Genomic DNA, 16,911 nt, shown 5'->3' on the forward strand with positions numbered 1-16,911 from the left:
TGTGCCCTTGGCGACCGACCCGGTTCGGTCAGCGCCCTCCAAGAGGTCGGAGGCGTCACACCGCACTGCGCCGCCAGTGTCGGTACGGGCATTCGTTCGCGACGGCCGTGGCCCGGCGCGTCACCGAATGCCGACGACTTATCTCGTATTAGCCTCTTGTCGCTGAACGGAGTCCCTATATCACGGATTGCATTGCTCGACAACCGGAGATGAAATGCGCAAGCTTCAAAAGGCCGCCGTCGTGGCCGTCGTCCTCGGAAGCTTCGGCTTCCTCGGTGCCCGCACCGCCTATGCGGACGGCGGGCAGCAGGGCGGGATGGGCGGCACTGGGTTCGAGATCAGGCAGGGCAGCTCGTGCCGGTCGCACGACACGAACGTCGACGTCCTCGGCGAAGTCGGGGTCCTCAACGGCGTGCTGGGCAACGCGCTCGGCGGTGAGGGCTCCCCGGGTGCGCAGAGCACCACCATGGGCTCGTCCATGGGCTGCAACAACAGCTTCGACGGCACGGCAGCCATGGGAGGCGGCGGCGAAAGGGGTGGCGGCCCGGAGGGTCGAGAAGGCCACGGCGGGGGCGAAGCCCGCGGCGGGGACGAGGACAAGGGCGGCAGCCCGGACGGCGGGGAGAGCCACGAGGGCAAGGCGGGCAAGGCGGGTAAGGAAGACGGGGGCGAGCGGATGGGCGGGGAAGGCCCCGTGCACGCGGTCGGTGGGCAGGGCGGGGAGTGACACAGGGGGCGGGAAGGTAGAGGCCGCTGCGCCGGGCATCTCGGATGTGCCCGGCGCAGCGGCCGTCGCGCCTCACATGCAGGGTGGCGGGTCGTGGGGGGCGTTGCGGGAGAGGTGGTCGGCGTTGATGTAGACGTCTCTGCGGCCCAGGTCGTTGGTGGTTGCGACCCAGAGGTCGCTGGCATGGCCGAGCGCGTTGAGCCGTTCGCCGTGGGTCCAGCTCCTGGAGGCGACGACCAGTCGCTGCGGGCCCGGCGGTGTACGAGCCTGGTGGAAGGCGCCGACGCCCGGAGCGCGAGAACGGTAGCGGTTGCGGACGGCGGCGCGGTGAGGGCGAGCAGTCCGAAGAGGCGCGGTCGGGTGTGCCGGCACGGCTGCCCGGAGTGGGTCATCCGCGACGACACTGCAACTGGATTGGTGTCGCCGCGATGTGAGGGGTAATCAGTTGCTGGAGCGGACGCCGTCCGCTTTGGCTCTTCCGTTGCCCGTATGTGTTTTTCTGGTTTCCGGGACATGGCGGGATATGGACGCCGAGGCAACGGGAATCGGGTTCCGGGGAGCGGATTCCCGGAGAGTTCGGAAGTGTCCGGGGGTGACCAGAGTGGCGCGCTCCCCGCTAATTCCCCTGTGCTGTAAGGGATATGGGCGGCCCGGCTGCTCGGGGTGGGGTGTGGGCGAGCGAGGGGCGGCGGAGGTGGCAGAGTCCCAGGTCAAGAAGTCATCAAAAGCTGACGGCGATCCTTCGGGGGGTGGTGCGGGGAGCGGGGATCTACTCGACGGTAATTTCCGTCGAGGGGGGGAGAGTGGGCCGAAGAAAGCCCCCGGAGTCGGTTTTTCGTGGGGCGCGATGTGCAATTCGTGTGAAGAGGGTCACGTTGCGTCAGGCTGTGTGGCTGCTGCTACGTTGAGGAGTGTTGCAGGGCGACCGAGGGGGCGCACGACCATTTGCCACGTCATTATTGTTGCGGAATCAGATTCCTGTCGGTGTGGTGAATCCGCTGTAGCGGGAGACCGAAAAACCGGACGGTGAGCCGGTGGTGAGTCGGTGGCAACGACGAGGAGTGTCGCGTCAGTTGTCGTGAGGGTCGGGTCCGGGTCCGCGGTGTGACGTCCTGTCGTCCTCCGCCGGCCAGACGCCGTGACGCCCCGCCACCACCTCGCCCCCCATCACCCCACCCCCCCCAACCCCATCACTTCATTACCGTTCCACCGCGACGGCGCCTCGGGCGACCCCCGATGCCCGTCGGTTCGTATGCGTGCCCAACCGGCGCGTGACGTGAAAGGTCCATCCGTTGATGAACACGGCGCCTGTGCCAGGCACCAGTCAGCATCCGTTACTCGAAGAGCTCTTCCGGGAGCAGGTCGCACTCCGCCCCGACGCGCCGGCCGTGGTCGACGGCGAGACCACGCTGTCGTACCGCGAACTCCACGAACGTGCGGGCCGGGTGGCCGCCGGACTGATCGCGTCGGGGGTGCGCCGGGAGACGCCGGTGGCCATGGCCTTCCCGCGCTCGGCCGACGCGATCGTGTGCACGTTGGCCATCGTGCTGGCCGGCGGCGCCTATCTCCCGGTCAACCCCGACTTCCCCGGCGAGCGCCTGGCACACATGCTCGGTGACAGCGGCGCCGAACTGCTGGTCTGTGCACCGGGACTGGCCGGAACGCTGGCCCCCGCGTTACCGCAGGCGACCCGGGCCATGACGCTCGGGGCACTGATCGCCGAAGGGGAACGTGCCGGGATCTCCCCGCCGGCCGAGGCCGTGCCCGGTGTGGGGGAGCGGTCCCCGCTGGCCTACGTGATGTTCACCTCCGGATCCACCGGGCGCCCCAAGGGTGTGCTGGTGGAACAGGCCGGCATCGTCCGACTGGTCAGGGACAACGGCTTCTTCCGGTTCTCGGCCGACGAGCGGCTGCTGTTGACCGGCGCCCTGGAGTTCGACGCGGCGACCTTCGAGATCTGGGGGTGCCTGCTCAACGGCGCGACGCTGTATGTGACCGGCAAGGAGACGCTGCTGGTCCCCTCCGCGCTGAAGACCTTCCTGCATCAGCACGCCATCACCGTGATGTGGATGACCGCCCCGCTGTTCAGTCAGACCGTCGACGCCGACCTCGCGGTCTTCGCCGGGCTGGGTGCGGTTGTGGTGGGCGGCGATGTGCTCCCCGCCCGCCAGGCACGCGAACTGCGGACCACGTACCCGGGGCTGCGGATCATCAACGGCTACGGCCCGACGGAGAACACCACCTTCACCACCACCCACGAGGTGCGTGACGAGGAGCCGGGCGCGGTGCCCATCGGGCGCCCGCTGAACGGCACGACCGTGCGGGTGCTGGACGAGGAACGACGGCCGGTGCCCACCGGCACGCCGGGCGAGTTGTACACCGGCGGGAGCGGACTGGCTCGCGGCTACCTGGGCCGGCCGGATCTGACCGCGGAACGCTTCGTGGTGATCGACGGCGAGCGCTGCTACCGCACCGGTGACCGCGTGACCATGGACGCGGACGGTCTGCTGCACTTCCACGGCAGGGTGGACGACCAGGTCAAGATCCGTGGACACCGGGTGGAGATCAAGGAGGTCGAGGCGGCTCTGCTGGGCTGCCCAGGTGTCCTGGACGGATGCGTGATCGTCGCATCGGAAGAGGCGGACAAGGCGGACGAGGCCGGGAAGCGGCTCGTCGGCTACGCGGTCCTCGGTGAAGGCGCGGATGCCGAACGGGTCCGGGCGGCACTGGCCGGGCGGCTGCCCGACTATCTGCGGCCGGACCGCCTGGTGGTGCTCGACCGGCTCCCGCTGAACGCCAACGGAAAGGTCGACAAGGCCGCACTTCCCGTTGGAGAGACGGAAAGTGACGTCGCGTCAAACAATGATGAGACGTACGCCGGGTTGTCTCCGGAGCAGCGGCGGCTCGCCGAGGTGTGGGACGTGGTGCTGCGGCTGAAGGGCCGCGCCGTACGGCCGGAGGACGACTTCTTCGCGTTGGGCGGCAACTCCCTGGCCGCCGGGGCGCTCATCGGGCGACTGGCCGTGCAGGACGGAGTGGCCCTGTCGTACCGTGAGGTGTTCGACGGCCGCACCCTGGCGCGGATGGCGGAGGCCGTACGACGGGCCGGGCAGGCATCGTCGTCGGCCGGTCTGCCGCCGGTCGCGCCGGCCCCGACCGGTGTCCCCACCGCCCTCCACCCGCAGCAGCACGGACTGCACACCCATGCCCAGGTGGCCCCGGCGTCGGCGGCCTACCACATTCCGCTCCGTATCGACCTGGACGGACCGGTGACCGCATCGGCGGTCAGGTCCGCGCTCGGCGAACTGGTGCGTCGGCACGACGCGTTGCGGACGCGCCTGGTCGTCACCGGCGAGGGAGTGCGGCAGCTGACCGAGCCGCATGCGGTGGTGGAGATGGTGGGGCCGCCCGACTCCGACGTGTTCGCAGGTGAGGACGACCGGTCGCTGCTGGCCTCCTTCGTCCGGCCGTTCGACCTGGAGGGCGGGCCGCTGTTGCGGGCGTTGCTGATCCGCCTGGACGACAGCTGCCATCGGCTCTACCTCGACGTCCACCACGCGGTGTTCGACGGGGTGTCGCTGCGGATCGTCGCCGAGGAGCTGACGGAGCTGCTCTCGGGCGGCGTTCTGCCGGAGCCCAAGTGGGGCTACGCCGACGCCGCGCAGTGGTACGCCGAGCGGCTCGCCGAAGGGGCGTTCGCGGCGGACGAGCGGTACTGGACGGAGGTCCTGGCCGATCCGCCGCGGCTGGAGCTGCCCACCGACCATCCCCGCCCGCCCGTGCGCGCCGAGAGCGGAGCGGTGGTACGGCTGGCGCCGACGCCCGAGCGCGACGCGGCGGTCCGGCGGGTCGCCGAACGTTCCGGCAGTACGCCGTTCGCGGTGCTGCTCAGCGCCTACACCGCAGCGCTGATGCAGCTGTCCGGCCAGCGGGACGTGGTGGTCGGCAGTCCGATGAGCGGACGGATCCATCCCGACTTCGAGTCCGTGGTGGGGATGTTCGTCAACACCGCACCGCTGCGCCTCACCGTCGGCGAACCCGCCACTCTCGCCGACCTGTTGGAAGCCGCCCAGCAACGGCACCAGGAAGCCCTGGAACACCAGGCGTACCCCTTCGACCGGATCGTCGGACAGTTGGGACTACCCCGGGACACCGCCCGACTTCCCCTGCTCGACGCCTTCTTCGCCTGGCAGAACATCGACTTCCACGGCTTCGCGCGCGACGGACTCCAGGTGGACGTCACCCTGCTGCATCCGGGCTCCTGCCGCTTCGACCTGAACCTCCAGGCGTACCAGCGGCCCGACGGCACGGCGCTCGAATTGGAGTACAGCACGGCGCTGTTCACCGCCTCCTCCGCGGAATACCTGCTCAACCGCGTGGCCGAGCTGATCGACGACCTCGACGCCGCCCCGCACACCCCCCTGTTCGACTCCCCGGCGTCCACGAGCGCGGTCACCCCCGCCTACGCCGACTTCTCTTTCTAGAAGGACCCCATGACCAGCGCACTTCAGGTCCAGCAGGCCCTCCGCAACCACCCCCGCCAGCAGGAGTTCTGGGAGACCCGCAGCCAGGGCTGGACCGAACCGGTCCAGGTCATCCGCGACCACCTGCGCCCCGGCGCCGGCGAGCACCGCACCACCGGCGTCCCGTTGGACCCGGCCACCTCGGCCGCCCTGGCGCGGATCACCTCGGGTGACGCGGTGCTGCTGCGCACCGTCGCCGCCACCGTACTGGCGCTGCTCGCCGCGCGGACCACCGACCGTGACGACGTCGTCGTCCAACTGCCCGTCCCGCCCCAGCACTTCGGCGCCCCCAACCGCGCCGTCCCGCTCGATGTGCGGATACCGGCGCAGACCGCGGCCAAGCAGCTCCTCGGGGCCGTCCGCGCCGGATACCTCGACGCGGCGGCCCATCTCGACGTGCCCGTACGGCACCTGTTGGAGCGCGCCGGCAGCCGTCCGACCGACTTCATGATCGCGGTCGACGGCGACCTCGGCCCGCAGGACGCCGACCAGGCCGGTGCCCCCCTGCTGTTCACGCTGACCACCGGCGCCGACCCGCGCCTGGCCCTGCGGTACGACCCGACGCTGTTCACCGAGGCCACCGCGGAACGCCTCCTGGACGGCTACCGCACCCTGCTGCACACCCTCACCACCGCGCCGGACACCACCACCGACGCCCTCCGCGCCCCGTCGGACGCTGAACTCGCCCTGTTGGAAGGCGAGTTCAACGACACGGACGCGGAGTTCCCGGGCGGGCGGCTGCTGCACGGCTTCCTGGAGGAGCGGGCCCGCGAACACGGTGACCGGATCGCCGTCGCCGACGGCAGCGGGACCACGTACGCCCAGCTCAACGCGGACGCCAACCGACTGGCCCGCACCCTGCGCGCCCGCGGCGTGACCGCCGGCAGCATCGTCGGCGTCTGCATCCCCCGGTCCGCCGCGATGCTCACCGCCATCTACGCCGTGCTCAAGGCGGGCGGCGCCTACCTGCCGATCGACCCCACCCTGCCCGACAACCGCATCGCCTACCTGCTGGAGCACAGCCGCACGGAACTGGTGCTCACCACCGGCGACACCGCCGAGGTGCTCGGCACCCACCCCACCCTCGACCTCGACGACCCGGCGAACCGGTCGGCCGAGGACGGCGACCTCGAACCCGTCACCGGACCCGACGACGCCTGCTACGTCATCTACACCTCCGGCTCCACCGGCCGCCCCAAGGGCGTGGTCGTCGAGCACCGCGCCATCGTCAACCGACTGTGGTGGATGCAGCGCCGGTACCCCCTGGGCGCCGACGACGTCATCCTGCACAAGACGCCGTTCACCTTCGACGTGTCGGTGTGGGAGATCTTCTGGTGGTCGCTGGCCGGCGCCTCGGTCGCCACCCTGCCCAACGGCGCGGAGAAGGACCCCGAGCGGATCGCCGCACGGGTCGCCGAGAGCGGGGCGACCACCCTGCACTTCGTGCCCAGCATGCTGCACGCCTTCCTCACCTTCACCCGGGCCGCCGGCACCACCTCCGAACTCCGCACGCTCCGCCAGGTCTTCGCCAGCGGAGAGGCGCTCGCCGCCGCCCATGTCGAGCTGTTCCGCGAGGCGCTGCCGGACGCCCGGCTGAGCAACCTCTACGGCCCGACCGAGGCCGCCGTCGACGTCAGCTACTTCGACTGCGACACCGTCGACACCACCCGCTCGGTGCCCATCGGCCGGCCCATCGACAACATCAGACTGCTGGTGCGCACCCGCAGCGGCGCGCCCGCCCCGATCGGGGTGCCCGGCGAGCTGTGCATCGCCGGCGTCGGCCTGGCCCGCGGATACCTGCACGCACCGGAGTTGACCGCGGAACGCTTCGTGGCCGGCCCGGAGGGCTTCGGCCGCCTCTACCGCACCGGCGACCTGGCCCGATGGCTGCCCGGCGGGATCCTGGAGTACCTCGGCCGGCTCGACACCCAGGTGAAGATCCGCGGCTACCGCATCGAACTGGGCGAGATCGAGCACCTCGCCGGCGGCGTGGCCGGGGTCGTGGAGTGCGCGGTCGCGGCCGTCGAGGGCGACCGCGGCGAGAAGGCGCTGTGCGCCTACGTCGTCACCGGGACCGGCTTCGAGGAGTCGGCGCTGCGCACCGCGCTCGCCGCCGAGCTGCCGTCCTACATGGTCCCGCAGTTCGTCGTCACCGTCCCCGCCATCCCCACCAACCACAACGGCAAGCGCGACCTGGCCGCCCTGCCGCGCCCGGCCCAGCAGAACGTCGAGGAGCAGCACGTCGAACCGGCCACCGACACCGAGCGCCTGATCGCCGCGGTGTGGGCGGACGTCCTGGGCACCGCGCGCGTCGGCGCGCAGGACAGCTTCTTCGCGCTGGGCGGCGACTCCATCCTCGGCATCCGCGTGGTCGCCGCGCTGCGACAGGCCGGCTACGAGGTCACCGTCGGCGAGGTCTTCGCCCACCAGCGACTGGCCGAGCTCGCGGCGGTGGTGCGCCCGGCCGGGCAGTCGGCCCGGCCCGAGCCCGCGACCGGGGACACCGGCTCCTGGCCGGCCTCCGCGCTCCAGCAGGGCATGATCTACCACAGCAGCGTGGACACCGAGGTGCCCGTCTACCACGACATCTTCCGCTACCACGTGGACGTCCCCCGCGTCGACGACGACGCCCTGGTGGCTGCCTGGCACCGACTGACGGAGCGTCACCCCGTGCTGCGGGCCCGCTTCGACCTGGAGACCTTCGACCGGCCCCACATGGTCGTCGAGGACGCCCCGGAGCTGCCGGTGGAGGTCACCGACCTGCGCACCGACGCGGACCCGGCCGCCGCCGTCGCCGCCTGGGCCGAACAGGAGAAGCGCACCCCCATCGACCCGGGCACCGCCCCCGTCTACCGCGTCCGGATCTTCGTCACCGCCCCCGACCGCGTCGTCCTCGGCCTCAGCTTCCACCACGCCCTCCTGGACGGCTGGAGCGTCGCCTCCCTGGTGGAGGAGTGGGTCCGCGGCTACGGCGACCTGCTCCAGGGCCGGGACGAGACCCCCACCCCCGCCGTGACCCTGCAGTCCCAGTACGCCGTCCTGGAACGGCAGGCCGAGGAGGACCCCGCCCAGCGGGACTTCTGGGCGGCCGAACTCGACGGCGCCGAGATGACCGAGGTGCCGCGACTGGGCACCGACCGCGGCCACGGAGTCACCTCCGAGGTCGTCGTCGCCGCCCGCGCCCTGGACCCGGAGCTGCTGGCGACGCTGCGCCGCCGCGCCCAGGAATGGTCCGTCCCGCTCAAGAGCGTCTTCCTGGCCGCACACCTGCGGGTGCAGGCTTTCGTCGCCAACCGGCGCCAGGTGACCACCGGACTGGTCGCCAACGGCCGGCCCGAGGTCGACGGCGCCGAGACCGCGCTCGGCATGTTCCTCAACACCCTGCCGTTCCGACTCGACCTCGACACCGAACAGAGCTGGCGCGAACTGGCCGAACGCTGCTTCGCGTTGGAACAGCGGCTGCAGCCGCACCGCTGGTACCCGCTGCCGGCCATCCAGAAGCTGCACGGCGGCCCGGTCTTCGACGTGCTGTTCAACTTCACCAACTTCCACGTCCACCGGCACCACGCCCCGGCCGACGGCCCCGCCGTCCGCGCCGTCGACTACTTCGAGCAGACCAACGCACCGCTCGTCGTCTACGTCGGCGCCAACGCCTACGAGGGCGGCTGGGAGTACCGCATCGGTTACGACCCCGGGCAGTTCACCGCCGAGCAGATCGACCGCTACCTGGGCTACTACCGCAGCTGCTTCCAGGCACTGGCCGACGCCGGCGAACGCCCCTGGGCCGACACCGTCCCGCTCACCGCCGAGGAACGTGCCGAGCTGCTGCCCGCCGTCACCCACCCCACCGTCCCCGAACTGGACGGCAGCGCCACCCTCGTCGACCGCTTCACGGCCATGGCCGACAAGCACGGCGACGCCACCGCCGTCTCCTGCGACGGACGACGGCTGACCTACCGCGAACTGGACCGCCGAGCCAACGCGTTGGCGCACCACCTGGCCTCCCGAGGCGTGCGCCCCGGCGATCTCGTCGCCCTGGCGCTGGAGCGCGACGTCGAGATGGTCGTCAGCATCCTGGCCACCCTCAAGGCCGGCGCGGTGTACGTGCCGATCGACCCCGGCTACCCCGAGGACCGCATCCGCACCACCGTCGAGGACGCCGGCGTCCGCCTCGTCCTGGCCACCGCCGAGGTCTGCGCGCTCTTCCCGGACCGCGCCACCCTCACCGGCACCGCGGACGCCCTGGACACCCTCGTCGGCGAGGGCGCCGACCACGGACCGGAGCACCGCCTGACCGCCGACTCCCCGGCCTACGTCATCTACACCTCCGGCTCCACCGGCCGCCCCAAGGGTGTTCTGGTGACCCACGGGAACGTCCTGCGCCTGTTCTCCCGGACCGAGGACTGGTACGGCTTCTCCGAGGACGACACCTGGGCGCTGTTCCACTCCTTCGCCTTCGACTTCTCCGTGTGGGAGCTGTGGGGCGCCCTGCTGTACGGCGGCCACCTCGTGGTCGTCCCCTACTGGGTCAGCCGGTCCGTTACGGACTTCGCCGACCTCCTCGTCGCCGAGGGCGTCACCGTCCTCAACCAGACCCCGTCCGCGTTCGGGCAGGTCAAGCAGGCCCTGATGGACCGGGTCGGCCCCGACGACGTCCGCCTGCGGCACGTCGTCTTCGGCGGCGAGGCGCTGGACTTCGCCGGCCTGGCCGACTGGTTCGACCACTTCGGCGACGCCCGCCCCGAGCTGGTCAACATGTACGGCATCACCGAGACCACCGTGCACGTCACCTACCGCCCGGTGCGCGCCGCCGACACCGGCGCCCCCGGCAGCATGATCGGCGAACCCATCCCCGACCTCGGCCTCTACCTCGTCGACGACCTGGGCCGGCCGGTGCCGCTGGGCACCCCCGGCGAGATCGCGGTCACCGGCGGCGGCGTCGCCCTGGGCTACCTCAACCGGCCCGAGGAGAACGCCAAGCGGTTCGTCGCACTCGACCTCGGCCACGGACCGACCCGCGCCTACCGCTCCGGCGACCTGGCCCGCCGACTGCCCGGCGGCGACGTCGAGTACCTCGGCCGCGGTGACGCCCAGGTCAAGATCCAGGGCTACCGCATCGAGACCGGCGACATCGAGTCCGCACTGGTCGCCCACCCGCGGATCGACTCGGCCCTGGTCGTCGCCTTCACCCGCCGCACCGGCGGCAAGGCCCTGGCCGGCTACTACGTCCCGCTGCCCGGCGAGACCCTCGACCGGCAGGAACTGCGCACCCACCTCACCGAGCGGCTGCCCGGCTACATGGTGCCCAGCTTCCTGGTGGAGGTCGAACGCTGGCCGCTGACGATCAACGGCAAGACCGACCGCCGCGCCCTGCCCCATCCCGAGGACCACTCCGGCGGCACCGACCGCGCCCACACCGCGCCGCGTAACGCCACCGAGGCCCGCCTGACCGCCGTCTGGCAGGACGTCCTCGGCCTGGAGCGGGTCGGCATCGACGACTCCTACTACGACCTGGGCGGCGACTCCCTCCAGGGCATCCGACTCGTCGGTGCCCTCCGGCGCGCCGGCTACGAGGTGCCGCTGCACGAGCTGTTCCGCCTGCAGACCATCCGCGCCCTGACCGACCAGGGCATGATCACCGGTACCGGCGCCCCATCGGTCCGGGCACCCGAGAGCCGGCCCTTCGACCTGCTCGACGCCACGGACCGCGAGCGCCTCCCGGCGGACGTCGTGGACGCCTACCCCGCCACCCGGCTCCAGCTCGGCATGATCTTCCACACCGACCTCGAACCGGCCCAGGCGGTCTTCCACGACCTGATCCGCTACCGCGTCGACCTCCCCTTCGACCAGGAGGCCCTGACCCGACTGCTGACCGCCATGGTCGACGCCGACGGCCACGAGATCCTCCGCACCTCCTTCGCCCTGGACGGCCACCGCCGGCCGCTGCAACTGGTGCACCCGCACGGCCGGGTCGAGCTCACCGTCCACGACCTCACCCACCTCGACCAGGCATCGCGCACCGCACACGTCGACGCCTGGTTCGAGGCGGAGAAGAGCACCGGGTTCGACTGGCACCTGCCGACCCAGATGCGGTTCTTCGTGCACCGGGCGACCGAGAACTCCTTCTACCTCTCGGTCAGCTTCCACCACGCGATCATCGACGGCTGGAGCTTCTCCGGCCTGATGGCCCGGCTGCTGGGCGACTACCGCAACGTGCTGGCCGGCCGAGCCCCGGCGCCGCACCGTCCGGCACCGCTGGCCTACCGCGACTACGTGGCCCTGGACCTGGCCGCCCAGCAGGACACCGCGGCCCGGGACTACTGGACCGGCCTGCTGGCCGACGCCCCCGACACCACGCTGCCCCGACTTCCCGAGGTCGGACGCCGCTGGTCGGAGGCCGAACTCCTGCTGGACGAGGGGCAGTACGACCGGCTGATCGCGCTCGCCGCCCGGCACGGAGTGTCCGTCAAGCACCTGTGCCTGGCAGCGCACTTCCGCGCCCTGTCGCTGATCACCCGCACCACCGACGTGACCACCGGCGTCTTCGGCCACGGCCGCCCCGAACACCTCGAAGCCGACCGCATGGTGGGTCTCTTCCTCAACATCGTGCCGCTGCGTACGGCCACCGACGGCTCGTGGGACGAACTGATCGCCGCGGTCAACCGCGTCGGCCACGAACACCTCCCGCACCGCCGCTACGCCTACGCCGGCATCCAGCAGGCCATGGGCGGGCGCCGCCTGGTCGAGACCGCGTTCAACTTCGTCAACTTCACCGCGTACTCCGACCAGTTGGGGGAGGACGGGGGGCAGCTCATCGGCGACCTGAAGTGGTTCGAGCACGCCGACTTCGCCCTGCTGGTGACCTTCAGCGCCGACCTGTTCACCCGCCGCATGCGGGTCAACCTCAACGCCGCGGCGCATGTCCTCGGCAGCGACGCGGTCCGCACCGTCGCCGACGTCTACCGCGCCGTCCTCGCCGACCTGCTGGACGAGTCGGGGGAAGGGGCGAAGCCGGGGGAGGGGCCGGACCTCACCGCGCTGCTCGCCCAGCTCCCGCCGCCCGCCGACGGCGAGCGCCACCCCTACGACCGCCCGGCACCGACCGACCGCCCGGCACCGACCGAGCGGACGGCCGGCCTGGACGCCGTCGACCCGGCGGCCCTCCGCGACCTGCTGACCGAACTCCTCGGCGAGACCGACACCGAGACCGACACCGAGACCGACACCGAGACCGCCACCGACGGAAGCACCCCCGACGGCACCGTGCCCACCCTGGACTCCCTGACCACCCTCCGTCTCGCCCACGCGCTGAACCACCGCTTCGGCATCGACGTCCCGCTGGCGGCACTGCTCGACGGCACCGCCCTGACCGACGCCCTGGGGCGGTGACATGAAGGCGACGTTCTCCACCATCCTCCTCAGCTCCCTGGGATCGACGGTCCTATGGCTCCTGCTGGTGCCCAGCTTCCAGGCCCAGACCCACTCCGACGGACTGGTCGGCCTGCTGGGCATGGAGCGCCAGGTGCTCGGGGTGGTCGGCGCGCTCCTGGTCGGTGTCTGGGCCGACCGGGGCCGCATCGGCCGGAAGTTCGCCCTGCTCCAGGGCCTGCAACTGGCCCTGGCGGTGGTCTTCCTCCTGCTCACCTGGCTCGGCACCGCAGGGCCGGACTTCGTCCTGGTGTGGACCGCACTGCGGTTCACGCTGGTGGGCGCCAGCTCCGTCCTCGCCTACCGGCTGCTCGCCGACGCCTCCGGCTCCAGTGCCCAGGGCGCGGTGCTCCAGATGGTGACCTCCCCGCAGGGCGCCATGGTCTTCGCCGCCGTCATCTGCGCGGCGGTACCTGCCTGGACGGCACACACCCTGGTCACCGCGCTCGTCTTCGACATCGTCTCCTCGCTCCTGGTGATCTGGCTGCTGCTGGCCCGCCCGGAGCACGGCGAGGGTGAGTTCGGCTTCGAGTGGCGCCACGTCCTGCGCCGCGGCGCCGCCGCCGTGCGCAGCTACTGGCTGCCCCAACTGTGGCCGTGGAACCTCCTCCAACTGGCCTTCCTGGTCAGCCTCTCCGGCATGATGGTCTACGCCAGCGTGATCGCGGAGGCCCAGACACTGGTCCCGACCGGCATCGCCTTCTCCGGTGGCTGGTTCTTCTACGGACTGGCCTTCTGGCTGACCGCCCCCCTGCTGCGGAACCCCGAACGGGCCCGCCGCTGGGCACTGGCCTTCGCCGGCGTCCTGATCGCCTGTGGCGTGCTCGGCACCCTGATCGGCCGCTCCGCCTTCCCCGTCCACATGGCTCTCTACGTGGCGCTGACCTTCGTCAACGCCTACTGGATCCACTTCACCAACGCCCGCATACTCGAACCGGCACCCGCCGCGCACCTCGGCCAGATCCGTGCCAGCATGATCTTCTACCTCGGCCTGGTCTTCGGCATCGGCGAACAACTCGTCGGACTGCTGCTGGAGTTGAGAACGGGACTGCTGCTGCTCGGCCTGGCCCACGTGGTGGGCGGAATCGCCCTGGCCGGCGCCCTGCTCACCATCCGCACCCGCACCCGCCGCCGCGCCCTCGTGCCGGTCGCCTGACCCAAGGAGTTCCCATGACGCCCGAAGAGATCGTCGACGGCCAGCTCGCCGCCTACAACGCCCGCGACCTCGACGCCTTCCTCGGCTACTACGTCGAGGACGTCCCGGTCCACGCCTTCCCCTCCGGCGAGGTGCTCGCCGACCGCTCGGGCCCGGCCTTCCGCGAGCGCTACCGCGCCCTCTTCGACGCCAGTCCCGACCTGCACGCCGAACTCGTCTCCCGGGTGACCCACGGCCGCATCGTCATCGACCAGGAGCGGGTCTCCGGCTTCCAGGGCGACGAGGTCCGCCCCGCCGTCGCCCTCTACGAGGTCGGCGAGACCCACATCGAACGCGTCTGGTTCGCCGTCTGACCAAGCCCGCACCGGCACACCATCCCGGAGGATGAGCCGGGCACCGATCCCGGCGGCCGCCTCACCGGACGGCTGATCCACCGTCGCCGAATCCGCGAAGTCCCCAGGTCACCTGGGGACTTCGCCGTTTCTCCACACCTCCACGGGGGTGCCTGGCCAGGCACCCGCCCCCGCACCGACGACGTTCCGCAAGTACGCCGATCGAGCCCCGATCGCCGCTGTCCGAAGACCTACTGGTCCGTGATCCCCGCGGATCGGAGCCTGTACGTATGCCTTCGGGAACACGTGCGATCGCCGTACTGGACGTCGACGGCACCCTCACCCCCTCGATGCTGGGCATCGAACTCCTGCAAACCCTCAGCCAGGACGGCGCGTGCCAGGCAACCGACGTGAGCGCGCTCGACGCGCTCGTGGAGCGGAGCTGGACGGAGCGGGGCAGCTCTTCCGCGCGCACGATCGCCGCGGCCAACAACGGGTTCGCCGCCGTGCTCGCCGGGCTGTCCGCGGCGCACGTCACCGACGCCGCCCGCCGTACCTGGCACCGGGTGGCGGGAGACCTGTTCCCCTTCGTCCCCGACCTCCTGTCGACACTGCGGGGACACGGACTGCACCTCGTACTGCTCTCCGGCAGCCCCCACGAGGTGATCCAGGCGATGGCCGACCACCTGGGCGTACGCACCTGCCAGGGCGCCGTGATGGCGGCACCCAACGGTGTGTACAACGGCCGAGTCCAACTCCCCACCGGGGTTCCCGGCGTCAAACGACGCACGCTCCACACACTGCTGCGAGGCCACCGGGTCGACGCCGCCCGCTCCTACGCCCTGGGCAACTCGGCCGCCGACGCACAGATCCTGCAACTCGTCGGCGTTCCCGTGGCCTTCGAACCCGACCAGCGGCTGAGGGTGCGGGCCGAGCGTGCGGCATGGCACATCACGGACCGCCGTTCCGTCGTGGCCTGCACACAGACGGCCCTGCGGCGAGCCGGACACACCCCTGACGGGCGGAGAAAGGTGGACAACTGCTGAGCAGACGCGCACCGGAGCAGGACTCTCCAACCGGGGCGACCTGCCCGGCCACAGGCGACCGCAGCCGACACCAGCACACCACAGGGAGTTGACCCGATGCAGGACGCAACCGCACCCACACCCACACCGTCGGACCAGGCATACCCGGACGCGCCATGGATCCTGGACGGGCGCATCGTACTGGGACAGGTGACCGCCCGCCGCCCGATCACCCCGACGAGCGGCCTGCGCCACCTCCTCGACCGCCGCCTGTTGCTGTTCCTCGGACGCTATCGGCAGGGCACGCTGGACTACAGCGAACTGGTACTGGCCGCCTACGCACGCCGGGGCCTGCGCCCGGGCCTGGAAATCCGCCACATCTGGGTCGACAACGAACCGGCACTCCTCGGCGGAGTCCACATCTGGGGCCTGCCGAAGAAGCTCGCCACCTTCGACTGGAGCCACCACCACGTCCGCGTCAGCGACGACCACGGCCCCGTCACCACCCTCACCTGGACACCGGGCAGGAACGTCCCGGGGCGACTGCCGGTGCCGCTCTGGTTCTTCGGCACCCGCGACGGCGCGCTGCTGCACACCACGGCCAAGGCCCGCTGCCGTCTCACCCCGGCCCGGTTGACGGTGGACGAGTGGACCGATCGGCTCCCCGCCCTCACCAGCCACCGAGCCCGGCTCGGCGCCGTCTGCGACCCCAGCCGCGCGATCGTCCCGCCGGCCCGCGTCCTGACCCACCTTCCCGCCCCCTCGACCGGCGCGGACCACCACAGGCAAGGAGTCTGACGTGAACGTCATCGAACTCGCTCCGGAACTCGATCCCGGGGTGCTGAGCGGCTACTACGACGGCATGACGGCCAAGCTCAGGAACAAGTACGGGCCCGGCCCGCGCGTCCACTACCACCTCGGCTACTACGCCGACCGCACGGCGCCCACCCACGCCTCCGGGACCCCGCCCGAGACGGTCCGCCACAGCATCCGGCACCACCAGGAACTCCACCTGCGGCGCGCGGCGGAACTCTGGGACGCGCCCAGGCGCTTCACCGGCAGCGTGCTCGACGTCGGCTGCGGCCTCGGCGGCGGTTCCCTCTTCTGGGCCCAGGAGTACGGCGCACAGGTCACCGCCGTCACCATCGCACCGGAACATCCGCCGGTCCTGCGCGACTTCGCCAGGCAGGTCGGTGTGGAGGCCCAGATCCGCACTCTCGTGTGCGACGCCACGGACGTGCCGGTCGACCAGCGGTACGACACCGCTGTGGCGATCGAGAGCAGCTGCCAGATCGCCCGTGGCCCCTGGTTCCAACGCCTGGGCCGGCTCGTCCGCCCCGGCGGCAGCGTGTGCATCGAGGACGTCTTCCCCCTGCGCCCCCGGGGAGCGGTTGTCTGGGCCGACTACTTCCACGCCCGCCCGGGCACCGTGGAGGAGTATGTGACGGCCGCGGACGCGGCCGGCTTCACCCTGGTCGACGACGTCGACATCACCGCCGAGACCACCCCGTTCTGGCGGGAGAGCATCGACTGGACCCGGGCCGTACTGGACGACCAGGGCAGCGAGACGATCGACAGCCGGGAACGCCGACGCCTCCGCATCTCGCTCGCCATGCAGCACCAACTGGAAGCCGAGTGGAAGTCCGGCGGCATGCGCCAGGCATTCCTCCGCTTCGAGAAGCGCCGGGTGTAGCCCCCGCATCAGGGCCGAGCGAGTACG

At 71.3% G+C, this 16,911-nt stretch carries 9 protein-coding genes; 8 read left to right on the forward strand and 1 reads right to left on the reverse strand.

The window, feature by feature from the left end; genetic code table 11:
* The first annotated feature begins 214 nt into the window (after positions 1 to 214).
* Complete coding sequence (locus K2224_RS32345) at positions 215 to 727, forward strand: hypothetical protein (RefSeq protein ID WP_221910727.1); 513 nt, start codon at positions 215 to 217, stop codon at positions 725 to 727.
* 72 nt (positions 728 to 799) lie between these two features.
* Here the strand turns inward: K2224_RS32345 and K2224_RS32350 are convergent, their stop codons facing one another.
* A complete protein-coding gene (locus K2224_RS32350; RefSeq protein WP_221910728.1) occupies positions 800 to 1,099 on the reverse strand; it encodes a hypothetical protein in 300 nt (99 codons plus the stop codon).
* A gap of 923 nt (positions 1,100 to 2,022) precedes the next feature.
* Here K2224_RS32350 and K2224_RS32355 point away from each other — a divergent pair.
* The 7 genes from K2224_RS32355 to K2224_RS32385 all read left to right on the forward strand — a co-directional run bounded on the left by K2224_RS32355 (position 2,023) and on the right by K2224_RS32385 (position 16,884).
* Positions 2,023 to 5,211, forward strand: coding sequence for a non-ribosomal peptide synthetase (locus K2224_RS32355; RefSeq protein ID WP_221910729.1), 3,189 nt, complete (start codon positions 2,023 to 2,025; stop codon positions 5,209 to 5,211).
* A gap of 9 nt (positions 5,212 to 5,220) precedes the next feature.
* Positions 5,221 to 12,639, forward strand: a complete 7,419-nt coding sequence (locus tag K2224_RS32360; RefSeq protein ID WP_221910730.1) for a non-ribosomal peptide synthetase — start codon at positions 5,221 to 5,223, stop codon at positions 12,637 to 12,639.
* A gap of 1 nt (position 12,640) precedes the next feature.
* On the forward strand, positions 12,641 to 13,834 hold the full coding sequence (locus tag K2224_RS32365; RefSeq protein WP_221910731.1) for a hypothetical protein: 1,194 nt from the start codon (positions 12,641 to 12,643) through the stop codon (positions 13,832 to 13,834).
* Between the two features lie 14 nt (positions 13,835 to 13,848).
* Positions 13,849 to 14,187: a nuclear transport factor 2 family protein gene (locus K2224_RS32370; RefSeq protein WP_221910732.1), complete on the forward strand. Its 339-nt coding sequence runs from the start codon at positions 13,849 to 13,851 to the stop codon at positions 14,185 to 14,187.
* A 269-nt stretch (positions 14,188 to 14,456) separates the two neighbouring features.
* Complete coding sequence (locus K2224_RS32375; protein ID WP_221910733.1) at positions 14,457 to 15,212, forward strand: HAD family phosphatase; 756 nt, start codon at positions 14,457 to 14,459, stop codon at positions 15,210 to 15,212.
* A gap of 96 nt (positions 15,213 to 15,308) precedes the next feature.
* Positions 15,309 to 15,989, forward strand: a complete 681-nt coding sequence (locus K2224_RS32380; protein ID WP_221910734.1) for an acetoacetate decarboxylase family protein — start codon at positions 15,309 to 15,311, stop codon at positions 15,987 to 15,989.
* Between the two features lies 1 nt (position 15,990).
* Positions 15,991 to 16,884 carry a cyclopropane-fatty-acyl-phospholipid synthase family protein gene (locus K2224_RS32385; RefSeq protein ID WP_260693608.1) on the forward strand — a complete coding sequence of 298 codons (894 nt, stop codon included), beginning with the start codon at positions 15,991 to 15,993 and terminating at the stop codon, positions 16,882 to 16,884.
* Positions 16,885 to 16,911 lie beyond the last annotated feature (27 nt).

This window comes from Streptomyces sp. BHT-5-2 (assembly GCF_019774615.1).
In the GTDB taxonomy this organism is placed as follows: Bacteria; Actinomycetota; Actinomycetes; order Streptomycetales; family Streptomycetaceae; genus Streptomyces.

What these genes read in the sequence shown, in the direction of transcription:
- K2224_RS32360 (WP_221910730.1), top strand. Translation starts at nt 5,221, where the DNA reads ATGACCAGCGCACTTCAGGTCCAGCAGGCCCTCCGCAACCACCCCCGC.
- K2224_RS32375 (WP_221910733.1), top strand. Translation starts at nt 14,457, where the DNA reads ATGCCTTCGGGAACACGTGCGATCGCCGTACTGGACGTCGACGGCACC.
- K2224_RS32380 (WP_221910734.1), top strand. Translation starts at nt 15,309, where the DNA reads ATGCAGGACGCAACCGCACCCACACCCACACCGTCGGACCAGGCATAC.
- K2224_RS32355 (WP_221910729.1), top strand. Translation starts at nt 2,023, where the DNA reads ATGAACACGGCGCCTGTGCCAGGCACCAGTCAGCATCCGTTACTCGAA.
- K2224_RS32370 (WP_221910732.1), top strand. Translation starts at nt 13,849, where the DNA reads ATGACGCCCGAAGAGATCGTCGACGGCCAGCTCGCCGCCTACAACGCC.
- K2224_RS32365 (WP_221910731.1), top strand. Translation starts at nt 12,641, where the DNA reads ATGAAGGCGACGTTCTCCACCATCCTCCTCAGCTCCCTGGGATCGACG.
- K2224_RS32345 (WP_221910727.1), top strand. Translation starts at nt 215, where the DNA reads ATGCGCAAGCTTCAAAAGGCCGCCGTCGTGGCCGTCGTCCTCGGAAGC.